The organism is Dyadobacter psychrophilus, assembly GCF_900167945.1.
Classification (GTDB): domain Bacteria; phylum Bacteroidota; class Bacteroidia; order Cytophagales; family Spirosomataceae; genus Dyadobacter; species Dyadobacter psychrophilus.
Window position 1 is genome coordinate 25,724 of sequence record NZ_FUZA01000003.1, and the last position, 15,925, is coordinate 41,648.

Genomic DNA, 15,925 nt, shown 5'->3' on the forward strand with positions numbered 1-15,925 from the left:
AACAGAATACTAGCCCAGATTAGCAATGTCAAAGGGCAGCTTGCGAAGGCGCTTGCCGGTTGCGGCAAAAACCGCATTGCCCAGTGCCGGAGCGATCGGGGGCAAGCCGGGCTCTCCTACTCCGCCAGGCGCAGCACCGCTGTCTATAATGTGGATCTCCATTGCAGGCGTCTCATTGAGGCGCATAATGTTGTATTGGTGAAAATTGCTCTGGTCGCTTACGCCGTTTGTAAATGTAATGCCGTCTTTGATTGCTGCCGTAAGTCCCATGACAATGTTACCCTCGGTTTGCGCTTTGACATTATCAGGGTTCACGTAATGTCCGCAGTCAATCACTGAGACCACTTTATCGATTTTAACGCCCTGATCTTTTTTTGAAACCGTAATGCAACATGCTGAAATGCTGTTAAATGAGCTGAAAACAGCAAGGCCCTTACCAGAACCTTCGGGTAGCTTTTCTTCCCAGTTCGCCTTTTCTGCCAGCGTTTGAAGCACTTTCTTAAAGCGATCATCGGTAAGGATTTCCATTCTGGCTTTCAAAGGATCTTTCTTGGCCAGATGCGCCAGCTCATCCACAAAGCATTCCTGTCCCCATCCAAAGTTAGACGCATATACAGACCGCCACCAAACCACCGGGATGTCTGTTTTTACATTGGTCCAGCTTACTTTGGAGGCGCCCTCAAAGCGGTATTTGTTATTTTCAGTTGCGAGCTCACCGCTTAACCACGGGTCTGCTTCTGTATCTTTCAACTGCTTAAAGACCTGGCCTGCAATGGATTCGCCAATGGCGTGATGATGAAAACCTGTAATTTTTCCGTCATCGACAAAACCCTGCATGTGGCTGAGCATTCCCGGGCGGTAAGGGCCCTGTGAAATGTCGTCCTCACGCGTCCAGATCACTTTAACTGGCTTTTTGACAACTTTGGAAATATGGCAGGCTTCCAATACAAAGTCGTGATATGCTTTGCGGCCAAATGCGCCTCCCAGCAATGTAACATTGATTTTGACCTGCTCGGGTTTGACTTTCATATATCCGCAAACATCACGCAGCGCCCAGTCGGGTCCTTGAACGGGCGCCCAGATCTCCACAGTTCCATCGTCCTTTACATGGGCAACTGCATTTTCAGGCTCTATGGGTGCGTGTGCCAAAAATGGCGTTTCATAATTGGATTCTATCTTATCTTTGGCAGCGGCATATTTTACCGCAAAATCGCCTTTTTCTTCTGCATTGATCCCCTCTTTTTGAGCTGCATCATAAGTGGCGGCATAGTAGCTGGCTGTACTCAATGTTTTCTCCAAATCGCCGTTGTCCCATTTAACCACCAGCGCCTTTTTGCCTTTCAAAGCCGCCCAGTAATTGGTAGCCACCACCGCCACAGCTTCCGAAGTCCGGTGCGGCATAGTCCTTTCCGTCTTGATGACCTGCAAAACGCCCTGAATCTTTTTTGCCTCCGTATCATCAATAGAAGCCACTTTGCCGTGGATCATGGGTGAATGAAGAATGCTGGCATAGACCATTCCGGGCACATCGACATCAATCCCGTAGACCGCCCTGCCGTTGACACGCTCGGGCACATCGAGCCTTTTGTTGTATTTACCAATGATCTTGAAATCCTTGGCTTCTTTCAGTTTCGGGTCCTTTGGAATTTCCAGCTTGGATGCATCATCGGCCAACTCGCCGTATGTCAGGCTTTTGCCGCTGGCCTTATGCATGATTTTTGCATCCTCAGCGTGGCACTCCGAAACGGGCACATTCCATCTTTTGGCTGCCGTAGCAGTGAGCATTTCCCTTGCGGCGGCTCCCGCTTTACGGATCGGGAACCATAACTCTCGTACAGAACTGCTGCCTCCCGAAGTCTGGCTGCCGTATTTGCCCATGCCATCACTTTGAATGATGAGCACTTTTTCCAGGTTTACTTCCAGTTCTTCTGCCAAAAGTGAAGGGACGGCTTGCGTAGATCCCTGACCCATATCAGGCCTTGGGTTAACAAGGGTAATGTTGCCGTTTGTATCAATGATAATAAATGGGTTGATTTCCAGCCTGAGCACCGCCGGGGTAATCTTTTTTAAGGACGCATCCCTGGTGAAACCCGAAATACCCAATGCGAGCCCGAACGTGGTGATCCCTGAGGCTTTCAGGAAATCGCGCCGTGAAGTTTGTATCTTTTCCAATGTTTTTAGAGCTAATGTTTAGGATCTTTTTACCGCTTTCCGATGCCCGCCTCAGAAACTTTCATTTCTGCCGCTGCCTTGTGAATGGCTTTTCTGATTCGATCATATGTTCCGCAGCGGCAAAGATTTCCGCTCATGGCCGAATCAATATCGGCATCCGTAGGGTTTGGATTGGATTTAAGCAGGGCTGTTGCTGACATGATCTGGCCCGACTGGCAGTAGCCACATTGCGGAACCTGCTCTTCAATCCAGGCTTTTTGAATGATATTCAGTTTGCCATCCCCGATGCCTTCAATGGTTGTAATTTTGTCATTTTTACCCACACCGGAAACTGGTAGCTGGCACGAGCGCGTGGGCTCGCCGTTCAAATGCACCGTACAAGCACCGCAAAGCGCCATGCCGCAGCCAAACTTGGTGCCTTTTAATCCGGCAAAGTCACGGACCACCCACAGCAAGGGCATGTCTGGCTCAACATCGACTTTTACCTTTTTTCCATTTAATGATAAATTATATATCGCCATAGTAAAACATTATTGATGTTATTGCTTACAATCTGCATGTAAATTACGAAAAATAGGAATTTTATAAATTTAAATTTCGCTGGATCAACCTTTTACAGGATGAGTGGACAAACGTCTTTCGTCGAAACAAAAAACAACGCTATTTTTACCTGATTCTCATTCGCAATCAATGATAAAAAACGACGCAGTTGTACTTGGGATATTAATGCTGATCCTGGCGGCAATCTTTTATACAGCCTCTATTGAACGCCCTGGCTGGAAAAAGTTCTATGCGCTGGTGCCCCCGCTTTTGCTCTGCTATTTCATTCCGGGTTTACTCAATTCTCTGGGCATTGTCAACGGCAGCACCTCACAGCTTTATCCGGTTGTTTCCAAATATTTTCTCCCGGCATGTCTTGTGTTTTTCACCATCGGCATGGACTGGCGCTCGCTTAGCAAACTTGGTCCCAAAGCACTCATTGCTATGCTCGTGGGCACGTTGGGCATTATGATAGGCGGGCCATTTGCCTTGTGGATCGTGGGCATGGTCAGCCCGCAGACCGTGGCCGGAGAAGGAGCCGATGCGGTTTGGCGCGGACTTGCCACCATTGCAGGAAGCTGGATCGGCGGCGGAGCGAACCAGACAGCATTAAGGGAAGTGTTTCAGCCGAGCGACGCGCTATTTTCACAAATGGTTGCCGTTGACGTGCTGGTCGCAGAGCTTTGGATGGCTTTTCTCATTTACGGCGCCGGCGTCGCCACTCGCATTGACAGCTGGCTTGGAGCCGACATCAGCCAGATCGAAAATATCAAACAACATCTTGATATACAATATAATGCAAATGAAAGAACACCCGGCATGCGGGATTATATCTTCCTTGGTGCGGCAGGGTTTGGCGCAACCGGCCTCGCCCACTTTCTCGCTGACATGATCACGCCTTATCTATCGAAAAATTATCCGTTTTTAGATAGATACAGTCTTACTTCGCCGTTTTTCTGGGTGGTTACCATAGCGACTTTCATCGGAATTGCCCTTTCCTTAACACCACTCAGAAAACTTGAACATGTGGGCGCGTCCAAGTTGGGTTCGGTTTTTCTGTATGTGCTCGTGGCAACGATCGGTATGCAGATGGACCTTGGCGCGGTTGCCGCAAACCCGGGACTTTTCGCCATCGGCCTGATCTGGATCCTGACGCACGCTGTTATTTTGATACTGGTTTGCAAATGGCTCAAAATCCCATTCTTTTTTCTTGCCGTGGGCAGCCAGGCAAATGTTGGCGGGTCGGCCTCTGCATCCGTGGTGGCCGCTGCATTTCACCCTTCGCTGGCAACAGTTGGCGTTTTACTTGCTATCTTAGGTTACGCAATTGGTACATATGGCGGTTATCTGACCGCCCTGGTTATGCAGTGGGTCAGTGAAGGGTAAGCTCGCCGTCTTTAACTTAATAACAACATGGAAGAAAATAGCAAACTCGATAAAATCGTAGATGCCAGAATGAAGCTGAAGGCTCGTTTTGAGCAGCAAATGGCTCTTACACCTTCGGTCTCAGATTTGCGACCGATGGGGACAGGTGAAATAAATCGTCATGGCATGCCCAAACTGCCCGCCGGGCAAGTAAGAACAGAGAAATGGCCTGTGCTGGACCTTGGTTTCAAGCCCGAAATTTCGCATCAGAAATGGAAGCTGGTTATTGACGGGGAAGTAGAGTCGCCCATTACACTTAGCTGGGAGGACTTTATGGCATTACCGCAGGCTGAGGACGTCAGCGATTTTCATTGCGTTACGACCTGGTCGAGAATGGATGTGCCCTGGGCAGGCGTTCGGTTTTCAGATCTTGCTGCCCTTGTCCAGCCCAAGGCCAGCGCCAAGCACATTCTTTGCCATGGATATGATAAATACACAACCAATCTTTCGCTTGAAGAGGCCCTGAAAGATGACGTTCTGCTCGTTCATACGGCCGATAACAAGCCATTGGAGCGCGATCACGGCGGCCCGGTGCGCATGATCACACCGCAGCTTTATGCCTGGAAAGGAAGCAAATGGATCAGCAGAATCGAGTTTTTGTCTGCAAACAAGCTTGGGTTCTGGGAATTAAGAGGTTATTCCAACACCGCTTATCCCTGGCGTAATGACCGTTATAGCTAAAAGTTCTTACTGAGTTCAGGGAAAACCTTTTTCCAAGGTTTAGCCAATTGGAAGTCTTAGTATGGCTACAAATCCAGCACCAGGCCATCGTAAGCCAGATGCACATTGTCAGGCAGCTCGTTTTCAATGTCTGCGTGCTTTCCCAGCCTATGGCTCATATGAACCAGATAAGCGCTGGGAACCTGCAACTTTTTGATTAGTGCCAAAGACTGGCTTAATGTGAAATGCGAAAGGTGCGGCTCTTTCTGCAGCGTGTCCAAAACCAGCACTTTCGAACCGATTATCTTTTGCTGCTCGGCTTCTGAAATAAAATTGGCATCGGTAATGTAGGTGAAGTCTCCGACCCGGTAACCGTAAACCGGCAATTGATGATGCATGGCTTCAATAGGTGTAAATGTCACACCTTGCACATCAAAAGGCTTATTTTCAATGTTATGCAGCTCAAAATGAGGAACACCTGGATATCTTTTTTCGGAAAATGCGTAAGAGAACTCGTTCTGAATCTGCTTTAAAACGCTTTCTCTTCCGTAAAGCGGAATGTCTCGCTGGTTGCGGTGGTTGAAGGCACGGATGTCGTCAAGTCCGGCGGTGTGGTCCTTGTGCTGGTGTGTAAAAACGGCAGCATCAAGATCCTTTACATTGGCCCTAAGCATTTGCTGACGAAAATCGGGGCCTGTATCAATAACAATAGATTTTCCTTTGGCCTGGATCCAAACGGAGGTCCTTAAACGCTTGTCGCGTGGGTCATCGGATTGGCAAACGGCACATTCACAGGCAATAACCGGTATTCCCTGTGATGTGCCGGTCCCTAAAAATGTAATCCTCATCAGGTTTATTCTGTCAAATGCGCGACCACTTCAACCAGACGGTCAAAATTCAAAGGTTTCATCAGCGCATCATCAAATCCTGCTTGCTTAAAATCTTCTTCCGAATAGTTTTTGGCGTTTCCGGTAATGGCAACGATCGGCGTTTTGGCCTTTTTCTCGTTGGGCAATTTACGGATGCTTCTTGCGCACTCCATTCCATCCATCACAGGCATATTGATATCCAGCAAAATAATATCGAAATCCTCTTTTTCAAGAAGTTGCAAAACCTGCTCTCCGTTTTTTACAGAAGTAATCTCGTAATGTTGAAATTCCAGAATCTTCCTTGCCAGATTTTGAATAACTGAGCTGTCTTCGGCAATGAGTACTCGCTTGGTGTATGACATATGATGGGTCAGGTATTGTGTTTAATAATTTGCCAGGTCAATTTAGGGATAAATCATCCAAAGTCGCAACCTGGCCCGGTGCGAAGATTCAAAATTATCATAAAAAAGTAAATAAACATCCTATACTTTTTCAAAGCACGCTTTCGGATGTAAGTTTGTGATCCGTTCATAAATTTTGCAGCCATATGTTTAAAAATAAGGTAATCCGATACAGCACAATCGCCATGATCATTGCGATCCTGGCCTATTTTATCATTGAAAATTTCTCCGGGGCAGGCCTGAATGGCGCAAGTGAAGACCAGATCGCCAGTAATCCCGAGCAGTATAAAACCACGATCCTCAATGAGCGCGCGGCCAAGGATGAGCAGTTCCGCACCACCGAAGACTCTCCTATTGCCGACAAAGAAAGCTTCCACGGTCTGCATTACTTCCAGCCCGATCTGACTTACCGCATCAAAGCCAACATTTCTCCGTATATGAAAGATGATAAGGAAGTTGTGGTTAATTACACAGATGGCACTTCCGAAAAATACGAGAAGTATGGTTATGCCAATTTCAAAATCGGCGACCAGGAAGAAAAGCTGTTACTACTTAAAAATGAAAGCGTTATCTCCGTTCTTTTCAAAGACGCAACCAGCGGAAAAGAAACTTATGGAGGCGGCCGTTATCTGGATTATCCCGTTTCTGAGATTAAAAACAATGTGATCATCCTTGATTTTAACAAAGCCTACAACCCTTACTGTGTATATCAGGAAAGCTACGCGTGCCCCGTTCCACCTAAGGAAAACACGCTTTCCGTGGCCATTTTGGCTGGTGAGCAACTGGAATCGGCGGTGCATAATTAACCACCCCATGCTTTTTTGTGTTTTATTAAAAAAACCAATTACTATTTAAGTCTGAGGGCGCTGTTCGACTTAAATCCTTAATTTTGTAATCCGGCTTAAATGCCGGTTGAAAACCCATTTTTTTGAAAGCATTCGCATGAAGATCTCCTACAAGTGGCTTAAAGAGTTAATAGAAATTACAGAATCCCCGGAAGAAATCGGTAAAATACTAACCGCTACCGGACTGGAAGTTGAAGGCATTGAGGAGATTGAATCCATAAAAGGAGGTTTGCAAGGTGTCGTGATCGGCGAGGTGCTCACCCGTGAAAAACATCCGGAAGCCGACCGTTTGAGCCTGACGACTGTTGATGTAGGCGGTGGAAATCCATTATCCATCGTTTGCGGCGCCGCCAATGTGGCTGCTGGCCAGAAAGTGGTTGTAGCGACCGTAGGAGCAACATTATATCCGACAGGAAGCGAGCAGCCATTGGTTTTAAAAAAATCAAAAATCAGAGGCGCGCTTTCGGAAGGAATGATCTGTGCAGAAGATGAATTGGGCGTTGGCACATCGCACGACGGCATTTTAGTGCTCGATACAGATCTTCCTAATGGCACACCGGCCAGTGAATATTTCGGCATTTCTTCTGATTACCTGATTGAAATCGGCCTTACGCCCAACCGCGCTGACGCTGCGTCACATTATGGCGTAGCGCGCGATCTGAAAGCCTATTTCAATCGTGAGATAAAGCTTGCGTCCGTTGATGCTTTTGCGGTTAATAATGAAAACCTGCCATTTGAAGTTGAAGTAAGGAATTCAGAAGCTGCACCAAGATATACAGGTCTGACCATTTCCGGCCTGAAAGTGGCTGAATCGCCCGATTGGCTTAAACAAAGACTGGCAACCATCGGAATCCGCTCGATAAACAACATTGTTGACATTACAAATTACGTTTGTCACGAGCTGGGGCAGCCTATGCATGCTTTCGATGCCGATAAGGTCATTGGCAACAAAGTAATTGTAACCATGGTGCCTGCCGGGACAACGTTTGTGACGCTGGATGGTGTGGAAAGAAAACTTTCGGATTCTGACCTGATGATCTGCAATTCGGGAACAAACGGAAATCCGGAGCCTATGTGCATTGCCGGGGTTTTTGGCGGGCAAACATCAGGCGTTACCAACGAGACGACATCCATTTTCCTTGAATCGGCTTATTTCTCGCCAATATGGGTTCGTAAAACGGCGCAGCGTTATGCATTAAAAACGGATTCCTCTTTCCGGTTCGAGCGCGGGACGGATCCTAATATGCCGCTGTATGCGCTGAAAAGAGCAGCATTGCTTATTCAGCAAATCGCTGGCGGAACTGTTTCTTCTAACATTACAGACATTTATCCCGAGCCGGTTGCTGATTTCCAGGTAAAAATGACTTACCGCAATATTGACAGATTGATTGGCAAATCATTGGATAAAACACTCATTGGCAACATTCTGAATGGCCTGGATATTCAAATTCAAAACCAGACCGAATCCGGTTTCACGGCAATTGTTCCGCCTTACCGCGTGGATGTGCAGCGCGAAGCGGATGTGATCGAGGAAATCCTGCGAATTTATGGCTTTGGGCAAGTTGAACTATCTGAGGCACTTAGCTCGGATTATTTGTCTGATTTCCCGGTTAATGATCCTGAAAAGCTGAAACTACGCGTTGCTGAACTTTTGGTGGCGAATGGTTTTAACGAAATGATCAATAATTCGTTAACGAAGCCTGATTATCACGTGGCAATTGCAGAAAGCATTCAGGGAAATCCGGTCAAAATCCTGAATTATCTGAGTGAAGATCTCTCGGTAATGCGCCAGACGCTGATTTTCTCAGGTTTGGAAGTGATTGCTTACAATAGCAACCGCCGCCAGAAGGATTTGAAGCTTTTTGAATTTGGCAAAACCTATAATGAGATCGGCGAAAAATATATCGAAAAGGAAAGGCTGGCTGTTTTCCTGACAGGCAACATTGGGCAGGAAAGCTGGTTTGAAAAGTCGCGGGAAGTGATTTTCCACGATCTGGCGGGTTTTGTAATGCAGGTTTTGTCTGCGCTGAAAATCAAAGACGTGGAAAGAACTGAGGCTGATGCTGCGATTTTTAAATTTGGAACAACGCTTACATTAAACCGCAAGCCGGTTGTCACATTTGGTCAGCTTCAAGCAAGCATAGCCAAAAAGCTGGACATTAAAGCGCCTGTTTTTTACGCGGATTTTGATTGGGATTATATGCTCAAACAATATGATGCATTTGTTCAGTACAAAGAAGTAGCCAAATTCCCCGAAGTGCGTCGGGATCTTTCGGTGGTGGTGAACAAAAAAATCACATTCGAAGAGCTGCGTCAGATCGCATACAAAACAGAAAGGCAGCTTTTGCGTGCTGTGAATGTGTTTGATGTGTATGAAGGTGCAAATCTGGAAGGGAAAAAATCCTATTCAGTAAGCTTCATTTTGCAGGATGACCAGCAGACATTGACCGACAAAGTGATTGACAAAACCATGCAGCGGTTGATTTCTGCTTACGAGAGGGAATTTGAGGCCGTGATCAGAAAATAATAGAGTTTTGGTTTGACAGCATTATTAAGGCCAAAAAATGGAAAGGAGCATCGAGCGCATCATTGAACACAAGTTGTCCGACCTTGAGAAAAAACTCGAGTTCCTGATCAACATTAAGGAGAAACTAAACTGGTCAATATCAGAGCTGCAACGCGAAAATGCGGAGCTGCGAGCCTCGAATAGCAAACTCAAGGAAGAAGCAAAAGAAATAAAGAAAAAATACACTAGTTTGGAAAAAGACTTTAATAAGTCTAAAAGTTTCGCTAAAATTGTCACTAGTAAACTGACACCAACAAGCGGAATCGCCGAACTGAAAGACTCAGTTGAAAGATATATACAAGAGATCGATAAGTGCATTGAATTGCTTGAAGATACCTTATGAAAAAAAATAGCATACCCAATCCGGACGTTTCTGTCTTTATAAAACTGCTGGACAGGGGTTTCAAACTGAGCGTTCCGGCGGATCAGGAGAAATTCTACAGGGATGGGTATGAGGTGTTCATGCAACGCGTGCAGCAGCATAAATTAAAAGGAAAAGTTTACGGTGACATTGAAGCAATTGCACTTACTTCTATTGAATGCCTTGTAGCATTACAAAGGAACCAGGAGCAAATGGATAACTTGGTGATGGCTTTTAAAAACAGGGTAGAAAAGCTTGATGAAACCATTACCAGCGCAATAGAAAGCTAAACGCTCAACACCACAAAACCTTTATTTTATACGGATTACTCTTTATCTTCTTTCAATACTTCCAACTTCGGCATTTTCACGCGGTTTAGTCGGTAAAACCAACTATATATAACCATTACTGAAATGTCAAATTCATTAATTTTCATCCTCGTCCTGTCCGACATTATCGCCATTGGTGTGGGGATTTTCGCAGGCAAGTACATCTTTCAGCGATCCTTTGATCAGAAAGAAAAAGAAGCGCAGGAACGCGCAGCCGAAATTCTCCGTAATGCCGAAAGTGCTGCCGAAAACATAAAAAAAGACCGTATCCTTGAGGCCAAGGAAAAATACCTGAGACTAAAAGGCGAATTTGAAGAAGATGCCAATAAAAAACGTGTGATCCTTCAAACCAACGAACAAAAATTAAAGCAACGCGAGCAAAGCCTGAACCAGACCATTGAGGCAAATAAACGCCGCGAAAATGAGCTTGAAACCCTAAAAACAAACCTGAACCAGCAGCTTGAAACGGCAACCAAACGTCGCGAGGAAGCAGAAAAATCACTGCACCAGCAAGTTGCCCAGCTCGAAAAAATTGCAAATCTTACGGCTGACCAGGCGCGTGAACAACTCATTGACGCATTAAAAGCCGAGGCTGACACAAGGGCCGGATCCTATGTGAAAAGTGCGATGGAAGAAGCCCGCCTTACTGCCACCAAAGAAGCGAAAAAGATCGTTATCGAGACCATTCAGCGCACTGCTGCGGAACATGCGATCGAAAACTGCGTTTCTGTTTTCAACATTGAAAACGACGATATCAAAGGAAAGATCATTGGACGCGAAGGACGTAACATTCGCGCTCTGGAAGCTGCTACCGGCGTTGAGATCATTGTGGATGACACCCCGGAAGCTATCGTTATCTCCGGATTTGACCCGGTAAGAAGGGAAATCGCAAGACTTTCGCTGCACCGCCTGGTTCAGGACGGAAGGATCCACCCGGCCAGAATTGAAGAAGTCGTTGCCAAAACACGCAAGAACATTGATGATGAAATCGTTGAGATCGGCGAAAGGACAGTGATCGACATGGGCATTCATGGTCTTCATCCTGAGCTTGTTAAGATGATCGGGCGCATGCGTTTCCGTTCTTCTTACGGGCAAAACCTGCTGCAACATTCACGTGAAGTGGCTAAGCTTTGCGCTACAATGGCCTCAGAGTTAGGACTAAACACGAAATTGGCGAAGAGAGCAGGGCTTTTGCACGATATTGGTAAAGTTTGGCCGGAAGAATCCGACCTTCCACACGCGATATTGGGTATGGAGCTTGCAAAAAAATACAAAGAAAATCCTGAGGTGTGCAACGCAATCGGCGCCCACCACGACGAAATTGAAATGACAAGCATTCTCTCCCCGATCATTCAGGTGTGTGATGCGATTTCAGGATCTCGCCCGGGTGCACGCAGGGAAATGATGGAGTCTTACATTCAGAGGCTTCGTGATCTTGAAAACATGGCATTGTCATTTGACGGTGTTGAAAAATGTTATGCGATCCAGGCGGGCCGTGAGTTGCGCGTGATCATTGACGCAGATAATGTTTCGGATGAAAAAGCGGGAATGCTTTCTTTTGATATTTCTCAAAAAATAGAGAAGGAAATGCAGTATCCCGGACAAATAAAAATTACAGTAATCCGTGAGATGCGTTCAGTAGCGTATGCGCGTTAATCAGCTTAAAATACATGAGTTACTCACTTCTTAGGAGTTCAGAGCTGCTGGAAATCCAAACGCTCGGTGAACTTAAAAAAGCAGGCTATCAATCCCGGTCCATTAAACAGGAACTGCGTGATAACCTGATCGTTAAGATTAAAAATAAAGAAAATATCTTCCCTGGCATCTGGGGTTATGAGGAAACGGTGATTCCTGATGTTGAGCGTGCGATCCTATCGATGCACAACATTAATTTTCTCGGTTTGCGTGGTCAAGCCAAGACGCGTATTGCCAGGATGATGACGAGTCTGCTGGATGAATACATTCCTTATGTACAGAACTCGGAACTGCATGATGATCCATTGCAGCCTTTATCCAGGTTTGCAAAAGACGCTGTGGAAGAATATGGCGATGACACAGCCATTGCCTGGCTTCACCGTGATGAACGCTATACCGAAAAATTAGCGACACCAGACGTATCCGTAGCCGACCTTATCGGTGATGTGGATCCAATCAAAGCAGCGACCTTGAAACTGCCTTATTCGGACGAGAGAGTTATCCATTTCGGCCTTATTCCCCGCTCCCATCGTGGTATTTTCGTCATTAATGAGCTTCCTGACTTGCAAGCCAGGATCCAGGTGGCACTGTTTAATATTTTGCAGGAGGGGGACATTCAGATCCGTGGCTTTAAACTACGCTTACCGCTTGATATCCAGTTTGTATTTACCGCAAACCCGGAGGATTATACCAACCGCGGAAGCATTGTCACTCCATTGAAGGACCGCATTGAAAGCCAGATTGTTACGCATTATCCGAAAACAATTGAGACCGGCAAGAAAATCACAGAGCAGGAAGCAGTTGTTAAAACCGAGCAGGTTGGCCTGATTAAGGTGAATGAGCTTGCGAAAACATTGATTGAGCAGATTGCATTTGAAGCGAGGGAAAGCGAATATGTGGATAGCAAAAGCGGCGTTTCTGCACGTTTGACAATCTCGGCTTATGAAAGCCTTTTGAGCACTGCTGAAAGGCGAGCGCTGATTAATGGAGAAGAGAGCACCTACGTGCGCATTTCCGACCTTTACGGCGTCGTATCAGCAATTTGTGGCAAGGTGGAGCTTGTTTATGAAGGTGAAGTGGAAGGCCCGGTTATTGTAGCACAAAATCTGATCGGCAAAGCAATCCGTACGCAGTTCCTTAACTTCTTCCCGGATCCTGAAAAGAGCAAAAAAAGCAAGATAAATCCGTATGCCAAAGTAATCGAATGGTTTGGTTCAGGCAACGAAATGGAAATGCCCGGTGATATGACGGATCGCGAATACATGGCGCGCCTGAAAACCATTGATGGACTGGATGATTTCGTGGATATGCTTAGCGCTTATTCGAGCGCTGAGGAAAAGCTGTTCATGATGGAATTTGCACTGCACGGCATGGCGGAATTCTCACTGATCGGCAAAATGTCACTGGATCAGGGCATGAAATTCCAGGATCTGGTGAGCAGCATGTTTTCCGGTCCCGGAGAAGACGATTACGATTTTGACGACGATGACGACGATCGAAAACCATTTTGATATACAACAAAAAATGCCCGGCAAATACCGGGCATTTTCTTTATGAGCTATTTCTTTAATCAGCTATTTCAGATCAAAGCGGAGCGCCTTCGTCTACAACATTAGGCTCGCTTGTATCAATCAAAGCATCCGGCTCGTTGTTCACTTTTGCACGAACTTTCGCTTCCAGTTCATCCATTAATTCCGGATTGTCCTTAATAAGCGCTTTTACCGCGTCACGGCCTTGTCCAAGACGGTTACCGTCGTAGCTGAACCATGAACCTGCTTTTTTAACTATATCAAGTTCAACTGCAAGGTCGATGATCTCTCCTACTTTGGAAATTCCTTCACCGTACATGATATCAAATTCCACCACTTTGAAAGGTGGTGCAACTTTGTTCTTAACAACCTTCACACGCGTACGGTTACCCAGGATCTGATCAGCACTTTCTTTAATCTGGCCAACGCGACGGATGTCCAAACGCACAGAAGCATAATATTTCAATGCGTTACCACCCGTTGTCGTTTCAGGGTTACCGAACATGACACCAATCTTTTCACGCAACTGGTTAATGAATATACAGCAGCAGCCGGTTTTGTTGATCACACCTGTAAGCTTACGCAATGCCTGTGACATCAAACGAGCTTGCAAGCCCATTTTGCTGTCACCCATTTCGCCTTCTAATTCTGCGCGTGGCACAAGGGCTGCAACAGAGTCAATTACAATGATATCTACGGCGCCGCTGCTGATCAAATGCTCAGCAATTTCCAATGCCTGTTCACCGCTGTCCGGCTGTGAAATCAGCAAATTGCTTGTATCTATACCCAATTTCTCAGCGTAAGACCTGTCAAATGCGTGCTCTGCATCAATAAATGCGGCAAGTCCGCCTTTTTTCTGCGCCTCGGCTATGCAGTGCATGGATAATGTGGTCTTACCAGACGATTCAGGTCCGTAAATTTCCACAACACGGCCACGCGGAACGCCGCCTACTCCAAGTGCCAGGTCAAGACCCAGCGAACCAGTGGAAATGACCGGAATATCCAAAACCTTGCTGTCGCTCAGGCGCATTACTGTGCCCTTTCCATAGGTTTTGTCCAGCTTTTCCAGCGTGGTTTGTAATGCTTTAAGTTTGTTGTCTTTATCAGTGGTTGGTTGTGCCATAAAAACGGTTACAATAATTTAGTTTGTTCATAAAAAAACGGCCTTTGGTTCACAAAAACCGCTTTATACCTGGTCTTTTTTGATGTGTAAAAATACCGAATTATACGCAAAAATCCAACGGCTTATTCTTATAAAAATATAATTCCAGACTTAATAAATACAGATAATATCAAGAGGAATTTACAACTTACAGCATCCGATTATTTGCCGTTAACAACAACTTACCCACCGGCTTTCAGGCTTGATAAACGGTAAATAATTCCCGGCCATTTTCTATAATTTTGCAACAGTAATATCTGTTTTACAGATTGGTTATGCCCACTTGACTTAATTCCGCATTTGTGTTAAAGAAAATTCTGCTTGCTGTTTTAGTGCTTTGTGTTCTTACAGGGATTTATTACCGGGATCTGCTTAGTTACGGCTGGATGCAGGCTTCCGGTCAGGTGAAGATCCTGATGAACGTGGAGGATGTCTCAGATGTGATGAATGATCCCACCTTTCCCGATTCGTTAAAGGCGCGTATCCGACTGATTGAGGAAATAAAGCAATTTGGTGTTGATTCGCTTGGATTAACCCCTTCCAAAAATTACACAACATTCTATAATCAGCACGGAAAACCATTAATCTGGCTCATTACAGCTTCCGAAAAATATAAAATCGAACCCTATAAATGGAAGTTTCCTATCATTGGCAGTTTTCCTTACAAAGGTTTTTTTGATTCCACCCGTGCAGTAACCGAAGAGCGTCAATTGATGCAGCAGGGCCTGGATACGGACATTGGTGAGGTTTCAGCATGGTCAACTTTGGGTTATTTGAAAGACCCTATTTTATCGAGCATGTTGAAAAGAAGAGCCGGAAGCCTTGCGAATCTGATCCTGCATGAACTTACCCATGGAACGCTTTTTGTGAAAAATAACCTGGAACTGAATGAGAACCTTGCAAGCTTCATTGGCGACCAGGGCGCAATCCGGTTTTTGAAGTTCAAATATGGTCTGGATTCACAGGAATTACGTACATACGAGTATTCGAAAAAATATAACGATGCCTATTCTGGGCATATGCTTAGGGGAATTGCCCGTTTGGACAGTCTTTATAAGACATTCGGTGAAAATCCGGTAGTTAATGTTCACCGCGATTCGCTGAAAAATAACTTGATCATGACGATCCTGGATGATGCAGACACACTTCTTTCCGGGAAGCGGACGTTAACAAACAAAAATCAGCAGGTGCCGAGCCGCCGGGTTGTGAGCCGCTGGCCCGATGGAAAGTTACCTAATAATGCGTATTTCATCAGTTACCAGACCTACAAGTCAAAACAAGACATTTTTAAAATTGAGTTTGAACAAAAATTTGGAGGAAATATTAAAAAATACCTGGCTTGGCTGAAAGAAAAATATCCCTCTCTATAAT

The 15,925-nt window shown here is 45.7% G+C and carries 14 protein-coding genes; 9 read left to right on the forward strand and 5 right to left on the reverse strand.

Annotation, left to right across the window (positions count from 1 at the left end):
* Window positions 1-9: 9 nt before the first annotated feature.
* A complete protein-coding gene (locus tag B5X68_RS13935; RefSeq protein WP_082215380.1) occupies window positions 10-2,172 on the reverse strand; it encodes a xanthine dehydrogenase family protein molybdopterin-binding subunit in 2,163 nt (720 codons plus the stop codon).
* A 29-nt stretch (window positions 2,173-2,201) separates the two neighbouring features.
* Entirely contained in the window at window positions 2,202-2,693 is a 492-nt protein-coding gene (locus B5X68_RS13940) for a (2Fe-2S)-binding protein (protein WP_082215381.1), read from the reverse strand.
* 169 nt (window positions 2,694-2,862) lie between these two features.
* On the opposite strand from B5X68_RS13940, the gene B5X68_RS13945 reads away from it, so the two are divergent.
* On the forward strand, window positions 2,863-4,098 hold the full coding sequence (locus B5X68_RS13945) for a DUF819 family protein (protein ID WP_082215382.1): 1,236 nt from the start codon (window positions 2,863-2,865) through the stop codon (window positions 4,096-4,098).
* 27 nt (window positions 4,099-4,125) lie between these two features.
* Window positions 4,126-4,818, forward strand: coding sequence for a molybdopterin-dependent oxidoreductase (locus tag B5X68_RS13950; protein WP_082215383.1), 693 nt, complete (start codon window positions 4,126-4,128; stop codon window positions 4,816-4,818).
* A 65-nt stretch (window positions 4,819-4,883) separates the two neighbouring features.
* Here B5X68_RS13950 and B5X68_RS13955 read toward each other — a convergent pair whose 3' ends face one another.
* Together B5X68_RS13955 and B5X68_RS13960 are read right to left on the reverse strand one after the other, a co-directional pair.
* On the reverse strand, window positions 4,884-5,645 hold the full coding sequence (locus B5X68_RS13955) for an MBL fold metallo-hydrolase (RefSeq protein ID WP_082215384.1): 762 nt from the start codon (window positions 5,643-5,645) through the stop codon (window positions 4,884-4,886).
* 5 nt (window positions 5,646-5,650) lie between these two features.
* Window positions 5,651-6,028: a response regulator gene (locus tag B5X68_RS13960; RefSeq protein ID WP_082215385.1), complete on the reverse strand. Its 378-nt coding sequence runs from the start codon at window positions 6,026-6,028 to the stop codon at window positions 5,651-5,653.
* Window positions 6,029-6,213: 185 nt separating this feature from the next.
* Here B5X68_RS13960 and B5X68_RS13965 point away from each other — a divergent pair, with 185 nt between their 5' ends.
* The 6 genes from B5X68_RS13965 to B5X68_RS13990 all read left to right on the forward strand — a co-directional run bounded on the left by B5X68_RS13965 (window position 6,214) and on the right by B5X68_RS13990 (window position 13,374).
* Window positions 6,214-6,873: a DUF1684 domain-containing protein gene (locus B5X68_RS13965; RefSeq protein ID WP_082215386.1), complete on the forward strand. Its 660-nt coding sequence runs from the start codon at window positions 6,214-6,216 to the stop codon at window positions 6,871-6,873.
* A 136-nt stretch (window positions 6,874-7,009) separates the two neighbouring features.
* Window positions 7,010-9,439 (forward strand): phenylalanine--tRNA ligase subunit beta, encoded by a 2,430-nt coding sequence (gene pheT / locus B5X68_RS13970; RefSeq protein WP_082215738.1) that lies wholly within the window; start codon window positions 7,010-7,012, stop codon window positions 9,437-9,439.
* 37 nt (window positions 9,440-9,476) lie between these two features.
* Window positions 9,477-9,821: a hypothetical protein gene (locus B5X68_RS13975; protein WP_082215387.1), complete on the forward strand. Its 345-nt coding sequence runs from the start codon at window positions 9,477-9,479 to the stop codon at window positions 9,819-9,821.
* Window positions 9,818-10,129, forward strand: a complete 312-nt coding sequence (gene zapA, locus B5X68_RS13980) for a cell division protein ZapA (RefSeq protein ID WP_082215388.1) — start codon at window positions 9,818-9,820, stop codon at window positions 10,127-10,129. The genes B5X68_RS13975 and zapA overlap by 4 nt, the downstream gene beginning before the upstream one ends.
* Window positions 10,130-10,252: 123 nt before the next feature.
* The gene (gene rny, locus B5X68_RS13985; protein ID WP_082215389.1) at window positions 10,253-11,824 is read left to right on the forward strand and encodes a ribonuclease Y; all 1,572 of its coding nucleotides are present in this window, start codon (window positions 10,253-10,255) and stop codon (window positions 11,822-11,824) included.
* Between the two features lie 14 nt (window positions 11,825-11,838).
* On the forward strand, window positions 11,839-13,374 hold the full coding sequence (locus tag B5X68_RS13990) for a P-loop NTPase family protein (RefSeq protein WP_082215390.1): 1,536 nt from the start codon (window positions 11,839-11,841) through the stop codon (window positions 13,372-13,374).
* A gap of 73 nt (window positions 13,375-13,447) precedes the next feature.
* Here B5X68_RS13990 and recA read toward each other — a convergent pair whose 3' ends face one another.
* Window positions 13,448-14,515, reverse strand: coding sequence for a recombinase RecA (recA, locus tag B5X68_RS13995; RefSeq protein WP_026631583.1), 1,068 nt, complete (start codon window positions 14,513-14,515; stop codon window positions 13,448-13,450).
* A gap of 341 nt (window positions 14,516-14,856) precedes the next feature.
* Here recA and B5X68_RS14000 point away from each other — a divergent pair, with 341 nt between their 5' ends.
* Complete coding sequence (locus B5X68_RS14000; protein WP_141110306.1) at window positions 14,857-15,924, forward strand: aminopeptidase; 1,068 nt, start codon at window positions 14,857-14,859, stop codon at window positions 15,922-15,924.
* Window position 15,925: the final 1 nt, after the last annotated feature.